This is a genomic window from Microbacterium oxydans (genome assembly GCF_900095745.1).
GTDB lineage: Bacteria > Actinomycetota > Actinomycetes > Actinomycetales > Microbacteriaceae > Microbacterium > Microbacterium oxydans_B.
Genome location: NZ_FMIR01000018.1, coordinates 37,383 through 59,948 on the forward strand (window position 1 = coordinate 37,383; position 22,566 = coordinate 59,948).

Below are 22,566 nucleotides of genomic sequence, written 5' to 3' on the forward strand. Positions count from 1 at the left end.
GCGAGCAGCCGGCTCAGGCCTTCACGAGTCCGTAGATCGGGCTGACGGACTGCTCTTCCTCGTGATCCGGCCCGAGCGGGATGCCGGAGCGGTCGCGCAGCAGGAGCGTGGCGACCAGGCCGATCAGCGTCATCCCGGCGAGGTACCAGGTGACGGCGTCGGTCGAGCCCGTGGCGCTCACGATGGCCGTGGCGATGGTCGGCGCGAAGGCCCCACCCGCGATGGCACCGATCGCATACGAGATGGAGACACCCGAGAACCGGATGCTGGCGGGGAACAGCTCCGCGTAGAGCGCCGCCTGCGGACCGTAGGTGAAACCGAGGCCGATCGTCAGGATCGCGAGACCCGCGAACAGCAGGCCGATCTCACCGGTGTTCACGAGCGGGAACAGCGTGAACACGCCGACCAGCTGCAGCACCCAGCCGATGACGTACGTCGTGCGGCGCCCGATGCGGTCGGACAGCCAGCCGGCCAGGAGTGTCGTGAGCAGCCATGTCACCGCGGAGCCTGCGACAGCCCAGAGCACCGGACCGCGCTCGAGGCCGATCGACCCCTCCGGGTTCGTGGCGTAGCCCTGGATGTACCCGCCCGTGGTCATGTAGCCGACCGCGTTGTTGCCGGCGAACACGAGCGCGGCGATGATCACGAGCAGCAGGTGCTTGCGGAACAGCTGCGCGATCGGCATCCGCGCCTTCTCCTTGCGCGCGGCGAGCTCGGTGAAGACCGGGCTCTCCTCGACCTTGCGGCGTACGTAGTAGCCGACGAGGATCAGCACCACGCTGAGGAGGAACGGCACGCGCCACCCCCAGATCGCGAACTGGTCGCCGGGGGCGATCACGGTCATCAACGCCATCACACCGGAGGCGAGCAGCAGGCCGAGGGGAACGCCGATCTGCGGCGAAGCCCCGAAGATGCCACGCTTCTTGCGCGGTGCGTGCTCGACGGCCATCAGCACGGCGCCGCCCCACTCGCCACCGGCCGAGATGCCCTGGATGATGCGCAGGAGCACCAGCAGGATCGGCGCCATGATGCCGATCGTCTCGTATGTCGGGAGCAGGCCGATGAGGGCGGTCGCCGCACCCATCAGGATCAGCGTCCACATGAGCACGGTCTTGCGTCCGAGCTTGTCGCCGTAGTGTCCGGCGAGGAACGCGCCGAGCGGCCGGAAGAGGAAGCTCACGCCGACGGTGGCGAAGGCGATGAGCGCACTGTCCGCGCCGAGCGGCTCGAAGAACAGCTGGCCGAACACGAGTCCGACCGCCGTCGCGTAGATGAAGAAGTCGTACCACTCGACGGTGGTGCCGACGACCGTGGCGAAGACGACGCGGCGCCGATCGGCCGCTGTCGCGATGGTTCCGGTGGGTGTGAACCCATCCTGTGACTGCCCGCTCATGGGGTGTCTCCTTTGGTTGTGACCGCATTGTCACGGCGTGCAGCGGATGCGGATCCGGAGTGCTTGCCGAGGGGTGAACCGATGATATATGATTTCGAATACGACGCACAAGGCGTCCTGCACGACCACGCAGACGAGCGCGAGGAGGCGCCCCGTGACGGATACCATCGACCGCCCCGGCAAGATCATCGCGATTCATTTGAGCTATGCCTCCCGCGCCGATCAGCGCGGCCGGCGTCCCGCCGCCCCCTCCTATTTCTTCAAGCCGGCCAGTTCCGTCGGTGTCTCCGGCGGCTCGGTCGAGCGCCCGGCCGGCACCGAGTTGCTGGCCTTCGAGGGTGAGATCGCCCTCGTCATCGGCACCGCCGCCCGGCGCGTCTCCCTCGACGACGCCTGGTCCCACGTGGGGTGGGTCACCGCGTCGAACGATCTCGGACTGTACGACCTGCGCGCGAACGACAAGGGCTCGAACGTCCGGTCCAAGGGCGGCGACGGCTACACCCCTCTCGGCCCCGACCTGATCGATGCCCGCACCGTCGACCCCACCGCCCTTCGCGTGCGCTCCTGGGTCAACGGCGAACTCCGCCAGGACGACACCACTGCAGGGCTCATCTTCCCGCTCGCGCAACTCGTCGCCGACCTCTCCCAGCACTTCACGCTCGAGCCGGGCGACGTCATCCTCACGGGCACCCCCGCGGGATCCTCGGTCATCGTCCCCGGCGACGTCGTCGAGGTCGAGGTGGATGCTCCCGATGCTCCCGGCGCACCGACCTCCGGCCGCCTGGTCACCACCGTGACCCAGGGCGACGTCCCGTTCGACGGCGACCTCGGGTCGCTCCCCGCCGTCGACGATCTGCAGCGCGCCGAGGCGTGGGGCTCGGCCGAGGCCGCCGGGCTCGCGCCCCCCACCGGTGAGGGGTCGCAGGATGCCGAGCGCACCCCTGCCGACGCGGCGATTCCTGACCCCTCACGCCTCTCCCCCGAGCTGCGCGCCCAGCTGCTCGAGGCTCCGACAGCGGGGCTCTCGGCCCAGCTCCGCAAGCGCGGACACCACTCCTGCTTCATCGACGGGGTGTCGGTGAACATCCCCGGCAGCAAGATCGTCGGCACCGCGAAGACCCTGCGGTTCGTGCCGTTCCGCGAAGACCTGTTCAAGGCCCACGGCGGCGGGTACAACGCCCAGAAGCGGGCGTTCGACGCTGTGGATGACGGCGAGATCATCGTGATCGAGGCCCGCGGCGATGCCACCACCGGCACCCTGGGCGACATCCTCGCCCTGCGTGCGAAGACCCGCGGCGCTGCCGGCGTCGTTACCGATGGCGGGGTCCGCGACTTCGACGCGGTCGCTGAGATCGGACTCCCCGTGTTCTCGCAGGGCGCGCACCCGTCGGTCCTCGGCCGCAAGCACGTGCCGTGGGACGTGGATGTCACCATCTCCTGCGGGGGCGCGACCGTGCAGCCGGGCGACATCATCGTCGGCGACAGCGACGGCGTGATCGTCATCCCGCCGGCCCTGGCAGCCGAGGTCGCGGCGGACGCGGTCGCGCAGGAGGTCGAAGACGCGTGGATCGCCGAACAGGTCGCCGCCGGCCACCCGGTAGACGGCCTGTTCCCGCTCAACGCCGAGTGGCGCGCCCGCTACGAGGAGGCCACGGCCCACCGGAGCTCCCGATGACGATGACGACGGCCAGCAAGTCCGAGGTCGCGTACGAGTGGATCCGCTCGCGCATCACGGGACACATGTTCAGCCCCGGCTACCGGTTGGTGCTGGGCTCGATCGCCGAAGACCTCAAGATGAGCGTCGTCCCTGTGCGCGAGGCGATCCGCCGCCTCGAAGCCGAAGGTCTCGTCACCTTCGAGCGCAACGTGGGCGCGCGGGTGACACTCGTCGACGAGAGCGAATACGCCCACACGATGCAGACGCTCGGCCTGGTCGAGGGGTGCGCCACCGCGCTCTCCGCTCCCCTGCTCGACGAGGCCGCCCTCGACGAGGCCGCCCGCATCAACGAGCGCATGGCGCAGATGCTCGACCACCTCGACGCCCACGCCTTCACCGAACTCAACCGCCAGTTCCACTCGGTGCTGTTCGAGCCGTGCCCCAACCCCCATCTGCTCGACCTCGTGCACCGCGGCTGGTCGCGGCTCTCCGGCATCCGCGACACGACCTTCGCGTCGGTCCCCGGGCGCGCCAGGCACTCGGTCGAGGAGCACACCCAGATCCTCGAACTCATCCGCGCGGGCGCCGACCCGCTCGAAATCGAACTCGCCGCCCGCAACCACCGCTGGCGCACGATGGACGCGTTCCTCGACGCCCTGCACACCCGTTCCGCCCCGACGACCGGAGAAGACTCATGACCGATTCGCGCATCCCCGCAGACCTCCCCGACCACATCCAGCACTACATCGACGGCGCATTCGTCGATTCCGTCGACGGCGACACCTTCGACGTGCTCGACCCGGTCACCAACCAGACCTACACGACGGCCGCCGCTGGCAAGAAGGCCGATATCGAGCTCGCCGTCGCCGCCGCCAAGCGTGCGTTCGACGAGGGCCCCTGGCCGCGGATGCTGCCGCGCGAGCGCTCGCGCGTGCTGCACAAGATCGCCGACCTCGTCGAGTCCCGCGACGCGCGCCTCGCCGAGCTCGAGTCATACGACTCCGGTCTTCCGATCACGCAGGCGCTGGGCCAGGCCCGCCGCGCCGCCGAGAACTTCCGCTTCTTCGCCGATCTGATCGTCGCGCAGTCCGACGACGCCTTCAAAGTGCCCGGGCGCCAGATGAACTACGTCAACCGCAAGCCGATCGGCGTCGCCGGCCTCATCACCCCGTGGAACACCCCCTTCATGCTCGAGTCGTGGAAGCTCGGCCCCGCGCTGGCGACCGGCAACACGGTCGTGCTCAAGCCCGCCGAGTTCACTCCGCTGTCGGCCTCCCTCTGGGCCGGCATCTTCGAGGAGGCAGGCCTCCCCCAGGGTGTCTTCAACCTCGTGAACGGCCTCGGCGAAGACGCGGGCGACGCGCTCGTGAAGCACCCCGAGGTGCCGCTCATCTCGTTCACGGGCGAGAGCTCGACCGGTCAGCTGATCTTCGGCAACGCCGCGCCCTTCCTCAAGGGCCTGTCGATGGAGCTCGGCGGTAAGTCCCCCGCCGTCGTCTTCGCCGATGCCGACCTCGAGGCCGCGGTCGACGCCACGATCTTCGGCGTCTTCTCCCTCAACGGCGAGCGCTGCACGGCCGGATCCCGCATCCTCGTCGAGCGTTCCATCTACGAGGAGTTCGTCGAGCGCTACGCCGCACAGGCGAAGCGCGTCAAGGTCGGCTACCCGCACGACCCGGCCACCGAGGTCGGCGCGCTCGTGCACCCCGAGCACTACGAGAAGGTGATGAGCTACGTCGAGATCGGCAAGACCGAGGGGCGTCTGGTCGCCGGCGGTGGTCGCCCCGAGGGCTTCGACGAGGGCAACTTCGTCGCGCCGACCGTGTTCGCCGACGTCTCCCCCGACGCCCGGATCTTCCAGGAGGAGATCTTCGGCCCGGTCGTCGCGATCACGCCGTTCGACTCCGACGAGGAGGCGCTGTCCCTCGCGAACAACACCAAGTACGGGCTCGCGGCCTACATCTGGACCAACGACCTGAAGCGCGCACACAACTTCGCGCAGTCGGTCGAGGCGGGCATGGTGTGGCTGAACAGCAACAACGTGCGCGACCTCCGCACCCCGTTCGGCGGCGTGAAGGCCTCGGGCCTCGGTCACGAGGGCGGCTACCGCTCGATCGACTTCTACACCGACCAGCAGAGCGTGCACATCACGCTCGGCGGTGCCCACAACCCGACCTTCGGCAAGAACTGAAACCCGTCTGCCCGATCACGCAAGGACGCTGACATGACACACCGCGAAGACATGACCCTGACCTCCTCCGGTTTCTACGTCTCCCAGGAGGCGCCGATCCACCCGGAGAACCCCGTGGCGACGCCGAAGAGCACGCCGCCGGACATCCTCCGCTGCGCGTACATGGAGCTCGTGGTCACCGACCTCGCGGCCTCCCGTCAGTTCTACGTCGACGTCCTGGGTCTCTACGTGACCGCAGAGGACGACGAGGCGATCTACCTGCGCTCGACCGAGGAGTTCATCCACCACAACCTGGTGCTGCGCAAGGGACCGATCGCCGCCGTCGCCGCCTTCTCGTACCGGGTCCGCACGCCGGAAGAACTCGACCGCGCGGTCGAGTTCTACACCGAGCTCGGCTGCGACGTGCGTCGGAACGAGAACGGCTTCGTCAAGGGCATCGGCGACTCCGTGCGCGTGGTCGATCCGCTCGGCTTCCCGTACGAGTTCTTCTACGCCACCGAGCACGTCGAGCGGATGTCGTGGCGCTATGACCTCCACATTCCCGGCGAGCTGGTGCGCCTCGACCACTTCAACCAGGTCACCCCCGACGTGCCGCGGGCCGTCGGCTTCATGCAGGACCTCGGTTTCCGCGTCACGGAAGACATCCAGGACGAGGAGGGCACGGTCTACGCCGCGTGGATGCGACGCAAGCCCACGGTGCACGACACCGCCATGACCGGCGGCGACGGGCCCCGCATGCACCACGTGTGCTTCGCGACGCACGAGAAGCACAACATCCTCGCGATCTGCGACAAGCTCGGCGCGCTCCGCCGCTCCGATGCGATCGAGCGCGGCCCCGGCCGCCACGGCGTCTCGAACGCGTTCTACCTGTACCTGCGCGACCCCGACGGACACCGCGTCGAGGTGTACACGCAGGACTACTACACGGGCGACCCCGACAACCCGGTCGTCACGTGGGACGTGCACGACAACCAGCGCCGCGACTGGTGGGGCAACCCCGTCGTCCCCTCCTGGTACACGGATGCCTCGCTCGTGCTCGACCTCGACGGCAACCCGCAGCCCGTCGTCGCCCGCACCGACTCGAGCGAGATGGCGGTGACCATCGGCGCCGACGGCTTCTCGTACACCCGCGCCGAAGACGACAAGACCATGCCCGAGTACAAGCAGGGCGAGTACAAGCTCGGCCACCAGCTCTAGGAGGCACGGATGCTGTCAGACGAGACCATCTCGGCGATCGCGGCAGAGCTCGCCGAGGCCGACCGCACGCACAGCGTGATCCCGCGCATCACCGCACGGTACCCGGAGGCGACGGTCGAGGATTCGTACGCGATCCAGGGGGTCTGGCGCGACCAGAACCTCGCAGCGGGCCGTCGGCTCGTCGGACGCAAGATCGGGCTGACGTCCAAGGCGATGCAGCAGGCGACGGGCATCACCGAGCCGGACTACGGCGTGATGTTCGACGACACGGTCTACGAGTCCGGCGCCGAGATCCCGGTGGACCACTTCTCGAACGTGCGCATCGAGGTCGAGCTGGCCTTCGTGTTGAAGACGCCGCTGGAAGGCCCCGACTGCACCCTCGAGGATGCTCTCGCGGCGATCGATTACGCCGTCCCGGCGCTCGAGGTGCTCAACTCCCACATCGAGCTCGAGGGTCGCACGATCGTCGACACCATCAGCGACAACGCCGCCTACGGTGCGATGGTGCTCGGCACGGAGCGTCGACGTCCGGACGAGATCGACCTGCGCTGGGTACCGGGCGTCCTCTCCCGCAACGGCGAGATCGAGGAGACCGGCGTGGCCGCCGGAGTCCTCGGCCACCCGGCGACCGGTGTCGCCTGGCTCGCGAACAAGTTCCATCAGCACGGCGCGCGTCTCGAAGCAGGCGAGATCATCCTGGCAGGATCGTTCACGCGCCCGATGTGGGTGTCGCGTGGCGATGAAGTGCTGTGCGATTACGGACCGATGGGAACAATCGCATGCCGCTTCGTCTAGACCCCTCCTTCCGCGAACAGCTCGCGGACTCCGATCGCCCGTTCGTGGGCATGTGGGTCTGCTCCGGCAGCCCGCTTCTCGCGGAGGTCGCCGCAGGGTCTGGGCTCGACTGGCTGCTGATCGACATGGAGCACTCGACGAACACGCTCGAGTCCGTGCTGCAGCAGCTGCAGGCCGTCGCCGCCTATCCGATCGCCCCGCTCGTGCGGGTGCCGTCGAACGACACGGTCGCGATCAAGCAGATCCTCGATCTCGGGGCACAGAACCTGATCGTCCCGATGGTGTCTTCCGCAGATGAGGCCCGCGCCGCCGTGGCTGCCACCCGCTACCCGCCGGAGGGTGTGCGCGGAGTGGGAAGCGCCCTGGCCCGCAGCGCCCGATGGAACCGCGTCGACCGGTATCTGCAGGAGTCCGCGCAGCATGTCTCGCTGACCGTGCAGATCGAGACGTCCGCAGGGGTCGAGGCCGCGGCCGACATCGCCGCGGTCGACGGCGTGGATGCCGTCTTCGTCGGACCGTCCGACCTGTCAGCATCGATGGGACTCCTCGGTCAGCAGACGCATCCTGATGTCACCGCTGCGGTCGAAAAGGTCTTCGCTGCGGTGAAGGCCGCGGGCAAGGCCGTGGGTGTGAACGCGTTCGATCCCGCCGCCGCCGACGCGTACGTCTCAGCAGGCGCCGACTTCGTGGCCGTGGGCGCCGACGTCGCCTTGCTGGCCAGAGCATCCGAGGCCCTGGCCGCCCGCTTCATCGCCGCGGATGGAACGGCGCGCGCCAGCTACTGAACTGCTCACACGAACAGTGTGCGAGCTAGCGGATTCATAGCATTTGCCGCGAGACTGTCGGCATGACCTTCGCCGCGCTCCAGCCCCTCGCCGACCGTGCCGCCATCTTCGTGGCACTCCGACAGGACGCCCTCTCCGCCGCCGCCGATGCCCTCGGTGAGCACCGCTGGGACGCGGACATGGCCGCCGGCACGCTCACCTTCACGGCGAACGACGACCCCTCGAGGCAGCTCGTCGCCCGCGCGCACCTGATCGCGACGATCGCGCCGGGCCCCCGTTCGCTGCTGTGGGCCTGGGCGCACCCCAACGGCGACCCCCAGGGTGTCGCCGCACAGCTGCACGCATACGGCACCGAGCACGGCATCGCGGCGTTGACGACCTCGGAGGTGCCGTTCCCCGAGGGCGCCGGCGACGACGACTGGATCGCACAGGCGGCGCACACCATCGGCGGGGTCGCCGTCGAACTGACCGGACGCTCTCCGTACTACTCCGCCCCCGTCGGCAACGGCACGCGCGCGGTGTTCCTGCTCGACGCCCCGCTCGCGCCGCTCACCGTCGCCGACGCGGTCGTCGCCCTCCCCCGTGTGCTCGCCGGAGCAGACCTGCCCGACGCCCGCACCGCGGTGTGGGACCTCGCACGGCTCGCCGGCTGGGCCCTGACCTGGACCGACGAGGCCTTCTCGGGCGCGTCCGTGTCGGACACCACCGGCACGGCGACGTTCCGGTTCGACGAGCAGGCCCGCATCAGCGGCATCGAGAGCACGCTGCACCCACAAGGCTGACCGCACGGGGCGCCCGCTCCGCATCCGCGTCACCGCGATCTGTGGGATTCTGGTCGCATGAAGAACGGAATCGTCCGGTTCGCGGCGCTCTACGTGTTCAATGTCGCGGTGCTGCTGCTGATCGGTCTGCTGCTGCCCGGCGTCTCCGTCGGGTTCAACGCCCTGTGGGCATCGGTCATCCTGACCCTTGCCGCACTCTTCGTGAAGCCGCTGATCGCCGGCGCCTTCCGCAAGTCCGCCGCGAAGTCGGCCGCCGAACGCACGAAGACCGGCGAGAAGATCGTGCAGTACGTGCTCGTCTACCTCGTCGAGCTCATCGTCTGGGTGCTCACCGTGTGGCTCAGCGGCGTGCGCGCCTCCGGCTTCTGGGCGTTCGTGCTGCCGCCGCTCGCCCTGCTGTTCGGTTGGATGATCTACGACCAGATCGACGACAGGATGCGGGCCAAAGCCGGGGAGATCTACGACTCCGTGCAGGCGCGGGTGAAGGGCGGACGCTCGAAGCCCGCACCTGCGACGACCACCGCCACACGCGCCGCACCGGAGTCCCCTGAGACGAGCGCGGCTCGCGACGAGCTCAAGGACGGACTCACGCCCGAGCAGCGCCGGATGCTCGACGAACTCGGCTGACCGGCCCTACGTCGCGGGTATACGACGATGTCGCAGGAATCTCACGGATTCCTGCGACATCGTGCGTATCTGCGACGACCCGGGGGGGGGCTACACGACCCGCTCGGCTGCCTCCACGACATTCGTCATGAGCAGGGCGACCGTCATCGGCCCGACACCGCCGGGGTTCGGCGAGATGTAGCCCGCGACATCCGCGACCTCGGGGGCCACGTCACCGAAGACCAGGCTCTTGCCGGTCTCCGGGTGCGTCTCGCGCGTCACGCCGACGTCGAGCACGGCGGCACCGGGCTTGACGTCCTCGGCACGGATCAGGTGCTTGACACCGGCCGCGGCCACGATCACGTCGGCCTCGCGCAGGTACCGCGGCATGTCGACGGTGCCGGTGTGCGTCAGCGTGACCGTCGCGTTGAGGTCGCGGCGGGTGAGCAGCAGCCCGATGGAGCGGCCGATGGTGACGCCGCGCCCGACCACGACCACGTGCTTGCCCTTGAGGTCGTAATCGTTGCGCAGCAGCAGCTCGATCACGCCGCGCGGCGTGCAGGGCAGCGGCGTGTGGATCGGACCGTTGACGTTCAGCACCAGTCGGCCGAGGTTGGTCGGGTGCAGTCCGTCGGCATCCTTCGCCGGATCGATCCGCTCGAGGATGGCGTCGGTGTCGAGGTGCTTCGGCAGCGGCAGCTGCACGATGTAGCCGTGGCACGCGGGGTCGGCGTTGAGCTCGTCGATCAGTGCCTCGACCTCGGCCTGCGTCGCATCCGCCGGCAGCTCACGCTGGATCGAGTTCATCCCGATCGCCTCGGACTGCCGATGCTTCATGCCCACGTACAGCTGCGATGCCGGGTCTGCACCCACGAGCACCGTCGCGATGCCCGGGGTGACGCCCCGCTCCTTCAGCGCCGCGACGCGTTCCGTGAGTTCGGCACGGATCGCTGCCGACGCTGCCTTCCCGTCGAGGATCTTCGCGGTCACTGCTGGAGGTCCGGGTAGAGCGGGAACGCGGCGGCCAGCGCGTCGACGCGGGCGCGCAGCGACTCGACATCGGCACCGGGGAGCAGCGCGAGGGCGATGATGTCGGCGACCTCGGTGAACTCGGCATCGCCGAAACCGCGGGTCGCGAGCGCCGGCGTACCGATGCGCAGACCCGAGGTGACCATCGGCGGACGCGGGTCGTTCGGAACGGCGTTGCGGTTCACCGTGATGTGGATGTCGTGCAGCAGATCTTCCGCCTGCTTGCCGTCGATCTGGGCGTCGCGCAGGTCGACCAGCACCAGGTGCACGTCGGTGCCGCCCGAGCGCACCGCGATGCCGGCATCCTTCACATCCTGCTGCGACAGGCGCTCGGCGATGAGCTTCGCACCGCGCAGCACGCGCTCCTGGCGCTCCTTGAACTCCGGAGTGCCGGCGAGCTTGAACGCGGTCGCCTTGGCGGCGATCACGTGCATGAGCGGTCCACCCTGCTGGCCCGGGAAGACCGCGGTGTTGATCTTCTTGGCGAGCTCGGCGTCGTTCGTGAGGATGAAGCCCGAGCGGGGGCCGCCGATCGTCTTGTGCACGGTCGACGAGACGACGTGGGCGTGAGGAACCGGGTTCGGGTGCAGACCCGCGGCGACCAGACCGGCGAAGTGCGCCATGTCGACCCAGAGCAGCGCGCCGACCTCATCGGCGATCTCGCGGAAGGCCGCGAAGTCCATGGTGCGCGGGTAGGCCGACCAGCCGGCGATGATGACCTTGGGCTTGTGCTCGATCGCGAGGCGACGGACCTCCGCCATGTCGATGGTCGAGGTCTCGGGGTCGACGCCGTACGCGACGATGTCGTAGAGCCGGCCGGAGAAGTTGATCTTCATGCCGTGCGTGAGGTGGCCGCCCTGGTCGAGGGAGAGGCCGAGCAGCGTGTCGCCGGGGCGGGCGATCGCGTGCAGGACAGCAGCGTTCGCCGAGGCGCCCGAGTGCGGCTGCACGTTCGCGAACTCGGCGCCGAACAGGCTCTTCGCCCGCTCGATCGCGAGGGACTCCGCGACGTCGACCTCTTCGCAGCCACCGTAGTAGCGGCGGCCGGGGTAGCCCTCGGCGTACTTGTTCGTGAGCACGGAACCCTGCGACTGCAGGATCGAGACGGGAACGAAGTTCTCCGAGGCGATCATCTCGAGGAAGGTCTGCTGACGCTTCAGCTCACGGTCGAGGACCTGCGCGATCTCGGGATCGACCTCGGAGAGCGGGGCGTTGAAGTAACGGTCGGTCATGGTGACATGCTCCTCTGACTACGGATTCGAAAGGGGTGTTCCTATCGGCCCAGGCGCGCGGTCGAATTCCGTGGTCAGTCGCTCCCCGGTGGTAGTCCACCCAGACGCCAGTCGCGACGGTTACGAGCATAGCGGATGCCCGAGGCGGCGAGCGCGGTCGTTTCGACGACCGCCGCAGAATCGATTCGATTCCCCGTTCCGCTGAGAGGCCACGGCAGGTAGGTTTTGTTCATGGTCCTTCCTCATCCTCTTCCTCTCGTGCCCGTGCCCGTGTCCGCCGCCGCACGAGACGGGCGGATGCCGGTCACCGCGACGACGCGCGTGCTCGGCTCCTCCCCCGCCGCCGCCCAGCTGATCGACGCGGTCGAGCGCCGCACCGGCATCCGCCTCGCCGTCGCCGACGAGCCCTCCGCCGAGATCGAGCTGTTCGTCGACCCGAACTCGTCGGCACCGGAGGGCTACACGCTCGAGATCGGCGAGCGCGCCGTCGTCATCGGCGCCGACGAGGCAGGGCTCTTCTACGGCGTGCAGACACTGCTGCAGCTGCTCCGGCAGGACGACACCGGCTGGGCGCTGCTCGGCGCCGACATCGCCGACTCTCCCCGCTTCGCCCGACGGGGCGTGATGCTCGATGTGGCCCGGCACTTCTTCGGCGTCGACGACGTGAAGAAGTTCATCGACAGCACGAGCGCCCTCAAGCTCAACCACCTCCACCTCCACCTCAGCGACGACCAGGGGTGGCGTGTGCACATCGACTCCTGGCCGCGGCTCACCGAGCTGTCGGCCGCCACGTCGGCGAACGGCGACCCTGGCGGCTTCTACACGAAGGACGACTACCGCGAGATCGTCGAATACGCCGCCTCACGCCACATGATCGTGATTCCCGAGATCGACCTCCCCGGCCACACGCACGCGATCGGCGTCGCCTACCCGGAACTCGTCGAGGAGCCGGTCATGAACGACAACCTGATCGCGGATTCGGTACGCCTCGGGCAGGCGCTGCCGGTCGCCGGCGAGAACTACCTGGGCTGGGGGGTCGGGCACTCCAGCGTGCGCATCCACGAGGAGCGCACGTACGACTTCGTGCGCGATGTCGTCCGCGAACTGGCCGAGATGACCCCCGGTCCGTATATCCACATCGGCGGCGACGAGTCGCTCGGCACCCCCCAGGCCGACTTCGACCTGTTCGCCGAACGCGCTACCGCGATCGTGGTCGAAGCCGGCAAGACCCCCGTCGCCTGGCACGAGATGGGGTCGGCGGCGAACATCGCCGAGGGCACGATCGGGCAGTACTGGGGCAAGACGACCCCCGAGGGCACCCACGCCGAAGAGGCCGCGCACTTCGTCGAGCGCGGCGGCGCACTGATCATGTCCGCGGCCGATGTCACCTACCTCGACATGAAGTACACCGAGGACTTCCCGCTCGGACTCACCTGGGCCGCGATCATCGACGTCCGCTCCGCCTACGAGTGGGAGCCGACCGCGGTCCTCGACGTGCCGGATGCCGCGATCCTCGGCGTCGAAGCGCCGCTGTGGTCCGAGACCACGCGCACTCTCGGCGATGTCGAGCAGCTGGTCTTCCCCCGCGTGGCCGCCCAGGCCGAGGTCGCCTGGTCGCCGCGACGGGCACCCGAGCGCGTCTGGGAGTCGTTCCGCGTGCGGGTCGGGGCGCTCTCACCGCTGTGGAAGGCTGAGGGGATCGATTTCCACCCCGCAGACGAGATCCCCTGGAGCGAACGTTGAGCACCCACTCCTCCGCGACCGGTTCGCTGGTCGTCCATTCGGCCAGGATCGTCGATCGCGGCGAGATCACCGAAGACGGCTGGCTCCGCATCGAGAACGGCACGGTCACCGCTCGTGGCACCGGCGCCGACTGGTCGCCCGCCGATGAGGTCATCGACGCCGCGGCGGTTGCCGGTCCCGGCGCCCTGCTCACCCCGGGGTTCGTCGACATCCACGGACACGGCGGTGCCGGTGCATCGTTCGACGACGGGGTGGAGGCGATCCGCACCGGGCGCGATCTGCATCGCGCGCACGGCACCACCCGGGCAGTTGTGTCGCTGGTGACGGCGTCGATCGACGATCTCGCCCGCAACGTCGCCACGATCGCCGACCTGACCGAGACCGACGCGGACATCCTCGGTTCGCACCTCGAAGGACCCTTCCTCGACCCGGGCCACCACGGCGCGCACGAGCCCACGCTTCTGCGCCACCCCGTCGCGGCCGACGTCGCGCGCCTGCTCGATGCCGGGCGCGGCACTGTGCGCCAGGTGACGATCGCCCCCGAGCTGCCCGGCGGACTCGATGCGATCCGGCAGATCGTGGCCGGCGGATCCGCGGCAGCCGTGGGACACACCGATGCCGATGCGGCGATGGCGGTCGCCGCGTTCGAGGCCGGCGCGTCGATCCTCACCCATGCGTTCAATGCCATGCCCGGCATCCACCATCGTGCTCCCGGGCCGGTGCTGGCCGCCGCGGCAGATCATCGCGTGGTGCTGGAGGCGATCGCCGACAACGTGCACCTCGACCCGCACGTCATCAAGCTCGTGTTCGACTCCGCGCCCGGTCGCGTGGCCCTCATCACCGACGCCATGGCCGCGGCCGGAAGCGCGGACGGCCACTACGACCTCGGAGCGGTGAGCGTCACGGTCGAGAACGGCGTGGCGCGGGCCGATGACACCGGGTCGATCGCCGGTTCGACCCTCACCCAGGATGTGGCATTGCGTCGGGCGGTGGCCGCGGGCGTGGAGCTCGCTGAGGCCGTACGCGCCCTCACCGAGACCCCGGCACGGGCGATCGGCTGCTCCGCCGCACTCGGCGGACTCCGCATCGGCATGCTCGGCGATGCCGTGCTGCTGGATGCCGAGCTGCACGTCGCACGAGTGTGGTCAGGACCACGGCTGCTCGCCTAGAGGCAGCAGCGCATCGCGCGACGCGCAACCCTGCGCTCTCCGGTCATTCGGGTTCGGGTGGGGGGCCGCCGGTCCCCAGATCGACGGCCCCGTTCCCCTCTCAGAGCCGGTGGCCGGGGTCTCCTCCCCCGAGGATCCCGACCGACCGCTGCCTGAATCCCGCCCCCCGGAGGAATTCGTACGGCTGTCTCTATGGGATGAGACGGCATCCCCACCGATTCATTACGCGACTTCTCGAAAATCTTCGGAAAGCCACCTCGGTCCGAGGACCGATCCACGCGGGAGGCCGCCGGTCCCCAGATCGGCGGTCTCTTCCTCGTGTGCAGAGATGGGGGGCCGGGCTCTCCTCCCCCGAGGATCCCGACCCGCCCGACCGGTGCATGTCCTTCACACCAGCACCTGAACTCCGCCCCCCGGTGGAGTTCGTACGGCTGTCTCTATGGGATGAGACGGCGACCCCACGAGTTCATTACGCGACTTCCGAAAAAAATTCGTGCCGCCGTGCTCCCGCGGGCCGTGGGCTCCCGGTCGGCCTGGCGGGATCCCGTATATCTGTTCAGAATCCGCAGGGAAGGGTGGCTTAGCTGGGAGATTCGCGAGAGAATGATGAAGTCGCGTGATGAGCGGCGCCCTCACGCATCTCACCCTGTAGAGACGTACCTGCGCCCGCGACAGATGGATGATTGTGCACGAAGAGAACACGACTCACGACGAACCGATCGGCGACGCCGACCTGATCCTGCGAGCCCGCTCGGGCGACACAGGCGCGTTCGGCGAACTCTGGCGTCGCCACTACCCGTCCGGCCTCGCGGTCGCCCGCTCGGTGACCTCCTCGATCGACCCGGACGACCTGGTCCAAGAGGCGTACACCCGCATCTACCAGGCGATCCTCAAGGGCGGCGGCCCCAACGGCTCCTTCCGCGCCTACCTCTTCACGAGCATCCGCAACACGGCCGCAGGATGGGGTCGTGCCCGCCGGGAGACCGCGATCGATGAGCTCGATACCGTCGCCGACCCCGACACCACCGACCAGGCCGCGAACGAAGCGCTCGATCGGAGCCTCACCGCGCAGGCATTCCGCAGCCTTCCCTCCCGTTGGCAGGAGGTGCTCTGGTACACCGAGATCGAGCAGATGAAGCCGCAGGAAGTCGGACACCTGCTGGGCATGAAGTCCGGCGCGGTGTCGCAGCTGGCCTTCCGCGCCCGCGAAGGTCTCCGCGAAGCCTGGATCCAGGCGCATCTGCGCAGCGCCGACGAAGGCTCCGAATGCCAGTGGACGATCGAACATCTCGGCGCGTACTCGCGCGGCAACCTCAGCACCCGTGACCACAAGCGCCTCGAGCTGCACCTCGACGAATGCGCCCGATGCATGATCGTCGCGGCCGAGGCCAAGGACGTCTCGAAGCGCCTCGCCCTCGTCCTGCTCCCCCTCGTGCTGGGTGTCACCGGCGCGGCGGGATACCTTGCGACGCTGCAGGGCGCCGGCACGCCCATCGTCGCGCTGGCTGCCATGCCGTCCGGCATCCCGGGAGCCGTGTTCGCCGGAGACCCGACGGGTCAGGCGGCGACGGGCATCGCCTCCTCGAGCGGCGGGACGACCGGGTCGGGCGGAGCAGCCGGCGGAGGCGGTGCGACCGCAGGAGCGGGCGCGACCGGCGGTGTCTTCACGGGAATCGGTGCGCTCGTCGGTGCCGGCTCCGCAGCTTTGGTCGTCGCGGGCGTCGTCGCCGCGGCCACCATCATTCCCGGACTCGCCGGGGCGGACCCGGCCACATCGCAGCCCAGCGCCGGAGACTCCGACCCGTCGTCGATCACTTCGCAGGTCGGGCCGGACGCCTCATTGAATCTCGACGAGCCGATCGTCATCGATGAGCCGGAGACCGTGCCGGATGAGACGCCCGTCGTCCCCCCGGTGGAAGACTCCTCGCGGGAGCAGCCTCTGGAAGACGCCGGTCCAGTCGTCGCTCCGCCCGTTCCTCCCGCGAATTCCGTCGACCCCGTGGACCCTGTCGACCCCGTAGATCCGGTGGACCCCGTGGACCCGGTCGATCCCGTGGACCCGGTCGATCCTGTCGATCCCGTGGACCCGGTCGACCCCGTCGATCCCGTGGACCCGGTCGACCCCGTGGACCCCGTCGACCCGGCTATCCCGACGGAAGCACCCACCTGGTCCGGTGCGAGCATCTGGTTCAGCGGTTTCACCATCCACTACAGCGTGCCGATCACCGGCGCACCGGGAACCACCGTCGAAGCGCTCCTCGATGGCAGCGGCGGCGGTGGCGACAGCATCGTCCTCGACGACGCAGGCACCGGGACGATCGATCTTCGCCCGAGCTTCCGGCAGGTCTGGAATGCCGACACGACTGTCATCACGTTCCGATACGTCCTGGCCGACAAGGTCGGTCCGTCCGCCGACACGACTCTGCTGGCACTCGAATCCGGTGCCGCCGTCGAAGCCGTCCTGCAGGAGGCGGAGCAGGCCCTGGAGGGCGACGAGACCACGACTGCTGTCATCGCCGCGGAGGCAGAGCCGGCTCCTGCCGAGCCCGCACCCGCTGCACCGGCACCCGTCGAGCCCTCCCCAGCACCCGCACCCGTCGAGCCCGCCCCGGCACCCTCACCCGTCGAGCCGGCACCGGCGCCCGTGGCACCCGCACCGGCTGCACCGGCGCCTGTCGCACCTGCTCCCGAGGAGCCGGTCGATTCCGCCCCCGCCGCCGAGGCTCCCGCCGCCGACACCGTCGCCGTCGCACCGGCCGAGGACGCTCCGGCCGCCGAATAGACTGGATGCATGTCCTCGGATCCCGCACCCGTTCCCGGCGTCGAGCGCCCGACCATCTCCGCCCTCGACGTCGTCCGCACCGTCGTCCTGGTCGCTGCCGTCGCCTCTCTCGCCCTGTGGGGTTTCGCCAGCTGGGACCTGCCGTGGAACATCATCCTCGGCATCGGCGCACCGGTGATCGTGATCCTCATCTGGGCGCTGTTCCTGTCGCCGCGCCCGGTACTGCGCGTGCACCCGTTCCTCCGCGCCGCCGTCGAGCTGCTGATCTACGTCGGCGTCACGATCGCCTGGTGGTCGATGGGTCAGGCGCTGATCGGCACCGCGTTCGCCCTGGTGGCCGTCGTCGCGGGCGTCCTCAGCGGTCGGCGCGCCCTGTCGTGACCCTGCCGTCGAGCGCGCGGCCATGAGTGTCCTGACACTCCTGAAGGAGTCGCTGGGCGCGCTCGTCGACACCGACGAGGCGGTTCTCGAGCAGGCCAGAGCGGATCGCTCCGGCCATGCCGCCGCCGGACGCCCGATCGCCGTCGTCCACGCGGAACGGGTCGAGCACGTCCAGCAGACCATGCGCATCGCGTCGCACACGCGCACCCCTGTCGTCATCCGCGGCGCCGGCACCGGACTCGCCGGTGCGGCCAACGCCGGCAGTGGCGAGATCGTGTTGTCGCTCCGCCGGATGACCGCGATCCGCGAGGTGCGACCGGACGATCTGCTCGCGGTCGTCGAACCCGGCATCCTGAACGCCGACCTCAACACCGAGCTCGCGCGACAGGGGCTGTGGTGGGCGCCCGACCCGGCCAGTCGTGACATCTCCACGGTGGGCGGCAACATCGCCACCGGTGCCGGCGGACTGCTCTGCGCCAAATACGGTGTCGTCCGCGATGCCGTGCTCGGCATCGACCTGGTGCTCGCCGACGGACGGCTGCTGCACCTCGGACACCGCAGCGTCAAGGGCGTCACCGGCCTCGACCTCACCGCGCTGGTCATCGGCTCCGAAGGAACGCTCGGCGTGGTGGTGGGAGCGACCCTCAAGCTGCGCAGGCTCGTGCCGGGTGAGACCTGCACGGTGGTCGCCACCTTCCCCGACGTGCGTGCTGCTGCTGCCGCGTCCGCCGCCGTCACCGCCGCAGGGGTGCAACCGGCGATCATGGAGCTGATGGATGCCGCGAGCCTCACGGCCGTGCACGCGCTCCTCGGGCTCCCCGCCCCGACGCCGGGAGCGGCCCAGCTCACCATCCAGACCGACGGACCCGCCGCCCGTGCCGAGGCCGACGCCATCGCGGAGATCCTCCGTTCCCACGGCGGGGTCACTGTGGTCTCGCACGATCGCGCGGAGGGCGAACGGCTGCTCGCGATCCGCCGATCGATGCACGCGGCGATGGCGTCGCTGGGCACAACGCTCATCGAGGACGTCTCCGTGCCGCGCAGCGCGATGCCCGCCATGTTCGACGAGATCGCGCGCATCGAACGAGAGCACGGACTCACCATCCCGACGGTGGCGCACGCCGGCGACGGCAATCTGCACCCCAACTTCCTCTTCGAAGGTCCGGACGTGCCGCCCGAGGTGTGGGTCGCGGCGGACGAGCTGTTCCGCGCGGCGATCCGCCTCGGCGGGACCCTGACCGGAGAGCACGGCATCGGCGTGCTGAAGCGCCGCTGGCTCGCCGAAGAGCTCGGTGACGACCAGTGGCAGCTGCAACGGCAGATCGCCGCGGTGTTCGATCCCCTCGGCATCCTCAACCCGGGAAAGGTGTTCAGCCCCGATGCCTGACATCCATGTGAGCGCGGCCGTGATCGTCGATGCCGAAGGCCGGGTGCTGGTCGTCCGCAAGCAGGGCACCACGCGGTTCATGCAGCCGGGAGGAAAGCCCGAGCCGGGCGAATCCGCGGCGCAGACTCTGATCCGCGAACTCCAGGAGGAGCTGGGGCTCACGCTCGACGAGAGTGAGCTTCACCCGCTCGGGACCTTCATCTCCGAGGCCGCGAACGAGCCGGGGCACCGTGTCGTCGCTGCGGCCTTCTCGACATCCGTCGACCCCGGAGCCGTCACGGTCCAGGCGGAGCTCGCCGAACTGCGATGGATCACGCCGGCAGACGTCGCGACGCTCCCCCTGGCGCCCCTGAGCGTCGAGCACCTGCTGCCGATCGCCTGGCCCACGCCAGCGGGATGAGCGCGCCGAGCAGGCGTCAGATGCCCTGCCAGGCCGGCTTGTTCGCGAACGTGTAGCGATAGTAGTCGGCGAGTTCGAGTCTCGAAGCCGCAGCCTCGTCGACGACGATCGTCGCGTGCGGGTGCAGCTGGATGGCGGAACCCGGGAGGAGCGCGGTGAGCGGCCCCTCGACGGCACCGGCGACCGCCTGGGCCTTGCCTTCGCCGAACGCGAGCAGCACCAGGTGTCGCGCCTTCAGGATGGTGCCGAGGCCCTGCGTGATGCAGTGCATCGGCACGTCGTCGATCGAGTCGAAGAAGCGCGCGTTGTCCTCGCGGGTCTGCTCCGTGAGCGTCTTCACACGGGTGCGCGAGGCGAAGGACGACCCCGGCTCGTTAAAGCCGATGTGTCCGTCGGTGCCGATCCCGAGGATCTGCAGGTCGACCCCACCGGCCGCATCGATGGCGGCCTCGTAGTCGTCGCCGGCGTGCTGGATCGTCGCGAGTGCGCCGTTGGGAACGTGGATGCGCTGCGGGTCGAGTCCGAGCGGTTCCACAACCTCGCGCGTGATCACGGAGCGGTAGCTCTCCGGGTGCGCCGGGTCGATGCCGACGTACTCGTCGAGGGCGAAGCCGCGCACCTGCGAGACGTCGCGACCCGCGAGCTGCGTGCGCAGCGCCTGGTAGACGGGGAGCGGAGTGGATCCGGTCGCCAGCCCCAGCACCGCATCCGCCCGGCGTTCGATCAGCTCGACGATCTCGGTGGCGACCAGGGCCCCAGCGGCCTCGGCATTCTCGACGATGACGACCTCAGCCATGCGGGACGATCTCCTTCTCGGTGATGGATGCGCCGACCAGTGCGGCGCCGAAAGCGGCAGCGGGAGACCCGGCCGGAAGCAGTTCGATTCTCTCATCCAGGCGGAGGGACCGCATGAACGGCGACGCGTCGGCGCCGGCATGCAGCGCCGCACGGATGCCGGCCTCCAGGCGGTCGCCGAGAGCCGTGAGCCCTCCTCCGATGACGACGGTCTCGACGTCGGCCGAGAGCACGAGCACCCGAACCGCGGCAGCGGCGCCGTGGAAGAGGTCTGCGCGGAGTGCGAGAGCGAGCGGATCGCCGGCGTCCGCGGCGTCGAAGATGTCTCTGATCGGCAGCGCGCCCGGGCGGCCCCACGCCTTGGCGAGCGCGCCGCCACCGCAGAACGTCTCGACGCAGCCATGCTGACCGCACCCGCACAGGCGTCCCTTCGGGTCGACTGAGAGGTGTCCCACCTCCCCGGCCGTGCCACGGGCCCCGCGCCAGATGTGGCCGTCGATCACGATGCCCGCGGCGACGCCGGTGCCGAGGTTGAGATACGCCATCGACCCGGTGACGCCGCTCAGGGCCGCCGCTCCGAGTGCCGCGGCCTTCACGTCGTTCTCCACCCGGAACGGCATACCGAGCGCCTGTTCGGCCCGATCGGCGAGTTCCAGGGATTCCACGCCGAGGTTGACCGCATGATCGACGCGCCCGGCGTCGGCATCGACCAGCCCGGGGATGCCGATTCCGACGGAGCCGATGTCCGACAGCGACAGGCCGACTTCATCGGCGAGCGCGCTGACGGCCGTCACGATGCTCTCGACGACGGCATCGTCGCCCCAGCCGGTGACCCGGCGGAGTCGCCCGATGATCTCCCCGGAGGGATCGACGGCCACGGCGTCGATCTTGGTTCCGCCGACGTCCAGGCCCACTCGAATCTGCCGACCGGTGGGGTCGGCAGCACTCGCACCGCTCATCGGATGCTGCTCCCCGCGGTCTTGGCGGTGGCGGTGAGGATCGTCACGACACGCCCAGCTGGCCGGAGAGCACCATCACGGCGGCACCGCGCAGGACGATGTCCTCCTGATGGGTCCGGCGCACGACCACGTCCTCGAACACGCCCTCGAGCGTGCGGGCATGCAGGGTCTCGATCGCGGCGTCGATCAGGATGCCGTCGAGCAGATCTGCGGGACCGGAGAGCACGACCTCGGAGAGGTCGAGAGCAGCGACGATCGGAGCGACAGCGATCGCCATCCGCGTTCCGGCATCGCGCAGGATCTCGTCGCGGGCGTCGGGTTCGGACTCCAGCGCCGCACGCAGGCGGCTGACGCTCAGCCAGGCTTCGAGACAGCCGTCCTTGCCACAGGCGCATCGGGGACCGCCGTCGGTGCCGACGACGACGTGCCCGATCTCCCCCGCCGCGAAGCGGCTGCCCAGCAGCGGCTGGCTGCCGGTGATGAGACCGGCACCGACGCCCTTGCCGATCTTGATCAGCATGAAGTCGGCCTTCGCGTCCCCGAACGTGTATTCAGCCAGCACCGCGGCATTGGCATCGTTCCTGGCGAGGACGGGCAGGTCGAGGTCGATGCCGAGCTTCGCCTCGAGGGGGAAGTTCGTCCAGCCGAGGTTCGGCGAGCTCAGGACGAGCCCGTCGGGGCGCACGACACCCGGCGTGCCGATGCCGACTCCCAGCAGCGGCTGCGTCGAGGCGGCGACCAGGGTCTTGGCGAGTTCGTGCAGGGCCGCATACGCCGCTTCGCCGTCGGGCGAGTCCGGGCGCGGCACCTCGCGCCGTTCGAGCACGTCGCCGTCCAGGCTCAGCACAGCGCCGGTGAAAGCACTCGGACCCGACAGATCGAGGCCGAGGATCTGGTGGCCGACGCGGTCGATGTCGATCAGGATCGGCGGCTTGCCCGGACCGACCGCCTCGCGGACGCCCATCTCGACGACGATGCCGTCGGCGATGAACTCGGCGACCAGGTCGGAGATCGTGACCCGGGTCAGCCCGGTCTCGCGCGAGAGATCCGCACGGCTCATCGCACCGGCGTGATACAGCGTCTGCAGGACCAGTGCGCGGTTGTGCCCGCGCGCGTGCTCGGGGAGCACTTTCGCTCGCGAGCGCAGGTGGCGCCCCGGGCCGAAGGCATGCGTGTTCGCGCCGAGGTACTCTACCGGCGGCGCGGGACGCTGTTCATCCGAAACGGACATGTTTGTTAGTAGACCTTACGAACAAAATTTGTGCAACCTCTCCCCGCAGTGG

The 22,566-nt window shown here is 69.4% G+C and carries 20 protein-coding genes and 1 riboswitch; of the genes, 14 read left to right on the forward strand and 6 right to left on the reverse strand.

The features are described 5' to 3' along the window. Positions 1 to 13: 13 nt before the first annotated feature. Positions 14 to 1,393 (reverse strand): MFS transporter, encoded by a 1,380-nt coding sequence (locus BQ2383_RS12935; RefSeq protein ID WP_091034670.1) that lies wholly within the window; start codon positions 1,391 to 1,393, stop codon positions 14 to 16. A gap of 154 nt (positions 1,394 to 1,547) precedes the next feature. On the opposite strand from BQ2383_RS12935, the gene BQ2383_RS12940 reads away from it, so the two are divergent. The 8 genes from BQ2383_RS12940 (at position 1,548) to BQ2383_RS12975 (ending at position 9,427) form a co-directional block, all read left to right on the forward strand. After that, the gene (locus BQ2383_RS12940; protein ID WP_091034672.1) at positions 1,548 to 3,068 is read left to right on the forward strand and encodes a fumarylacetoacetate hydrolase family protein; all 1,521 of its coding nucleotides are present in this window, start codon (positions 1,548 to 1,550) and stop codon (positions 3,066 to 3,068) included. Further along, a complete protein-coding gene (locus tag BQ2383_RS12945; RefSeq protein ID WP_205829273.1) occupies positions 3,065 to 3,748 on the forward strand; it encodes a GntR family transcriptional regulator in 684 nt (227 codons plus the stop codon). The genes BQ2383_RS12940 and BQ2383_RS12945 overlap by 4 nt, the downstream gene beginning before the upstream one ends. Then, a complete protein-coding gene (gene hpaE / locus BQ2383_RS12950) occupies positions 3,745 to 5,241 on the forward strand; it encodes a 5-carboxymethyl-2-hydroxymuconate semialdehyde dehydrogenase (protein WP_091034674.1) in 1,497 nt (498 codons plus the stop codon). The genes BQ2383_RS12945 and hpaE overlap by 4 nt, the downstream gene beginning before the upstream one ends. A gap of 33 nt (positions 5,242 to 5,274) precedes the next feature. Continuing rightward, entirely contained in the window at positions 5,275 to 6,438 is a 1,164-nt protein-coding gene (gene hpaD, locus BQ2383_RS12955; RefSeq protein WP_091034676.1) for a 3,4-dihydroxyphenylacetate 2,3-dioxygenase, read from the forward strand. Positions 6,439 to 6,447: 9 nt separating this feature from the next. Next, on the forward strand, positions 6,448 to 7,233 hold the full coding sequence (locus BQ2383_RS12960) for a fumarylacetoacetate hydrolase family protein (RefSeq protein WP_091034677.1): 786 nt from the start codon (positions 6,448 to 6,450) through the stop codon (positions 7,231 to 7,233). Next, complete coding sequence (locus BQ2383_RS12965; protein ID WP_091034679.1) at positions 7,218 to 8,018, forward strand: HpcH/HpaI aldolase family protein; 801 nt, start codon at positions 7,218 to 7,220, stop codon at positions 8,016 to 8,018. Before BQ2383_RS12960 ends, BQ2383_RS12965 begins: the two co-directional genes overlap by 16 nt. Before the next feature lie 62 nt (positions 8,019 to 8,080). Continuing rightward, positions 8,081 to 8,800 carry a DUF6882 domain-containing protein gene (locus tag BQ2383_RS12970; RefSeq protein ID WP_091034680.1) on the forward strand — a complete coding sequence of 240 codons (720 nt, stop codon included), beginning with the start codon at positions 8,081 to 8,083 and terminating at the stop codon, positions 8,798 to 8,800. Between the two features lie 57 nt (positions 8,801 to 8,857). Continuing rightward, positions 8,858 to 9,427: a hypothetical protein gene (locus BQ2383_RS12975; RefSeq protein ID WP_091034684.1), complete on the forward strand. Its 570-nt coding sequence runs from the start codon at positions 8,858 to 8,860 to the stop codon at positions 9,425 to 9,427. Between the two features lie 90 nt (positions 9,428 to 9,517). Here BQ2383_RS12975 and BQ2383_RS12980 read toward each other — a convergent pair whose 3' ends face one another. Continuing rightward, entirely contained in the window at positions 9,518 to 10,396 is an 879-nt protein-coding gene (locus tag BQ2383_RS12980) for a bifunctional methylenetetrahydrofolate dehydrogenase/methenyltetrahydrofolate cyclohydrolase (RefSeq protein ID WP_091034687.1), read from the reverse strand. Beyond that, a complete protein-coding gene (gene glyA, locus BQ2383_RS12985; RefSeq protein ID WP_091034689.1) occupies positions 10,393 to 11,667 on the reverse strand; it encodes a serine hydroxymethyltransferase in 1,275 nt (424 codons plus the stop codon). The genes BQ2383_RS12980 and glyA overlap by 4 nt, the downstream gene beginning before the upstream one ends. A 40-nt stretch (positions 11,668 to 11,707) precedes the next feature. Continuing rightward, a riboswitch (ZMP/ZTP riboswitch) is annotated at positions 11,708 to 11,792 on the reverse strand. Positions 11,793 to 11,898: 106 nt separating this feature from the next. On the opposite strand from glyA, the gene BQ2383_RS12990 reads away from it, so the two are divergent. The 6 genes from BQ2383_RS12990 to BQ2383_RS13015 all read left to right on the forward strand — a co-directional run bounded on the left by BQ2383_RS12990 (position 11,899) and on the right by BQ2383_RS13015 (position 19,529). Then, positions 11,899 to 13,410: a family 20 glycosylhydrolase gene (locus BQ2383_RS12990; protein ID WP_091034690.1), complete on the forward strand. Its 1,512-nt coding sequence runs from the start codon at positions 11,899 to 11,901 to the stop codon at positions 13,408 to 13,410. Next, on the forward strand, positions 13,407 to 14,579 hold the full coding sequence (locus BQ2383_RS12995; RefSeq protein ID WP_091034692.1) for an N-acetylglucosamine-6-phosphate deacetylase: 1,173 nt from the start codon (positions 13,407 to 13,409) through the stop codon (positions 14,577 to 14,579). Before BQ2383_RS12990 ends, BQ2383_RS12995 begins: the two co-directional genes overlap by 4 nt. A gap of 685 nt (positions 14,580 to 15,264) precedes the next feature. Further along, positions 15,265 to 17,361 (forward strand): sigma-70 family RNA polymerase sigma factor, encoded by a 2,097-nt coding sequence (locus BQ2383_RS19605; RefSeq protein WP_167381623.1) that lies wholly within the window; start codon positions 15,265 to 15,267, stop codon positions 17,359 to 17,361. A gap of 9 nt (positions 17,362 to 17,370) precedes the next feature. Next, the gene (locus BQ2383_RS13005; protein WP_091034699.1) at positions 17,371 to 17,742 is read left to right on the forward strand and encodes a YrdB family protein; all 372 of its coding nucleotides are present in this window, start codon (positions 17,371 to 17,373) and stop codon (positions 17,740 to 17,742) included. A 22-nt stretch (positions 17,743 to 17,764) separates the two neighbouring features. Next, complete coding sequence (locus BQ2383_RS13010) at positions 17,765 to 19,129, forward strand: FAD-binding oxidoreductase (protein WP_091034702.1); 1,365 nt, start codon at positions 17,765 to 17,767, stop codon at positions 19,127 to 19,129. Beyond that, positions 19,122 to 19,529: an NUDIX hydrolase gene (locus BQ2383_RS13015; RefSeq protein ID WP_091034704.1), complete on the forward strand. Its 408-nt coding sequence runs from the start codon at positions 19,122 to 19,124 to the stop codon at positions 19,527 to 19,529. The genes BQ2383_RS13010 and BQ2383_RS13015 overlap by 8 nt, the downstream gene beginning before the upstream one ends. Before the next feature lie 16 nt (positions 19,530 to 19,545). Here BQ2383_RS13015 and nagB read toward each other — a convergent pair whose 3' ends face one another. From nagB to BQ2383_RS13030, 3 genes are read right to left on the reverse strand one after another with little or no spacing between them, the layout of a single operon-like run. Next, complete coding sequence (gene nagB / locus BQ2383_RS13020; protein ID WP_091034706.1) at positions 19,546 to 20,325, reverse strand: glucosamine-6-phosphate deaminase; 780 nt, start codon at positions 20,323 to 20,325, stop codon at positions 19,546 to 19,548. Beyond that, the gene (locus BQ2383_RS13025) at positions 20,318 to 21,283 is read right to left on the reverse strand and encodes an ROK family protein (protein ID WP_208617671.1); all 966 of its coding nucleotides are present in this window, start codon (positions 21,281 to 21,283) and stop codon (positions 20,318 to 20,320) included. The genes nagB and BQ2383_RS13025 overlap by 8 nt, the downstream gene beginning before the upstream one ends. Before the next feature lie 43 nt (positions 21,284 to 21,326). Further along, positions 21,327 to 22,514: an ROK family transcriptional regulator gene (locus BQ2383_RS13030; RefSeq protein ID WP_091034708.1), complete on the reverse strand. Its 1,188-nt coding sequence runs from the start codon at positions 22,512 to 22,514 to the stop codon at positions 21,327 to 21,329. Positions 22,515 to 22,566: the final 52 nt, after the last annotated feature.

What these genes read in the sequence shown, in the direction of transcription:
- BQ2383_RS12935 (WP_091034670.1), bottom strand. Translation starts at nt 1,393, where the DNA reads ATGAGCGGGCAGTCACAGGATGGGTTCACACCCACCGGAACCATCGCG.
- BQ2383_RS12960 (WP_091034677.1), top strand. Translation starts at nt 6,448, where the DNA reads ATGCTGTCAGACGAGACCATCTCGGCGATCGCGGCAGAGCTCGCCGAG.
- BQ2383_RS13025 (WP_208617671.1), bottom strand. Translation starts at nt 21,283, where the DNA reads ATGAGCGGTGCGAGTGCTGCCGACCCCACCGGTCGGCAGATTCGAGTG.
- BQ2383_RS13005 (WP_091034699.1), top strand. Translation starts at nt 17,371, where the DNA reads ATGTCCTCGGATCCCGCACCCGTTCCCGGCGTCGAGCGCCCGACCATC.
- nagB (WP_091034706.1), bottom strand. Translation starts at nt 20,325, where the DNA reads ATGGCTGAGGTCGTCATCGTCGAGAATGCCGAGGCCGCTGGGGCCCTG.
- BQ2383_RS12970 (WP_091034680.1), top strand. Translation starts at nt 8,081, where the DNA reads ATGACCTTCGCCGCGCTCCAGCCCCTCGCCGACCGTGCCGCCATCTTC.
- BQ2383_RS13010 (WP_091034702.1), top strand. Translation starts at nt 17,765, where the DNA reads ATGAGTGTCCTGACACTCCTGAAGGAGTCGCTGGGCGCGCTCGTCGAC.
- BQ2383_RS13030 (WP_091034708.1), bottom strand. Translation starts at nt 22,514, where the DNA reads ATGTCCGTTTCGGATGAACAGCGTCCCGCGCCGCCGGTAGAGTACCTC.
- BQ2383_RS12945 (WP_205829273.1), top strand. Translation starts at nt 3,065, where the DNA reads ATGACGATGACGACGGCCAGCAAGTCCGAGGTCGCGTACGAGTGGATC.
- glyA (WP_091034689.1), bottom strand. Translation starts at nt 11,667, where the DNA reads ATGACCGACCGTTACTTCAACGCCCCGCTCTCCGAGGTCGATCCCGAG.
- BQ2383_RS12975 (WP_091034684.1), top strand. Translation starts at nt 8,858, where the DNA reads ATGAAGAACGGAATCGTCCGGTTCGCGGCGCTCTACGTGTTCAATGTC.
- BQ2383_RS12965 (WP_091034679.1), top strand. Translation starts at nt 7,218, where the DNA reads ATGCCGCTTCGTCTAGACCCCTCCTTCCGCGAACAGCTCGCGGACTCC.
- BQ2383_RS13015 (WP_091034704.1), top strand. Translation starts at nt 19,122, where the DNA reads ATGCCTGACATCCATGTGAGCGCGGCCGTGATCGTCGATGCCGAAGGC.
- BQ2383_RS12990 (WP_091034690.1), top strand. Translation starts at nt 11,899, where the DNA reads ATGGTCCTTCCTCATCCTCTTCCTCTCGTGCCCGTGCCCGTGTCCGCC.
- hpaD (WP_091034676.1), top strand. Translation starts at nt 5,275, where the DNA reads ATGACACACCGCGAAGACATGACCCTGACCTCCTCCGGTTTCTACGTC.
- hpaE (WP_091034674.1), top strand. Translation starts at nt 3,745, where the DNA reads ATGACCGATTCGCGCATCCCCGCAGACCTCCCCGACCACATCCAGCAC.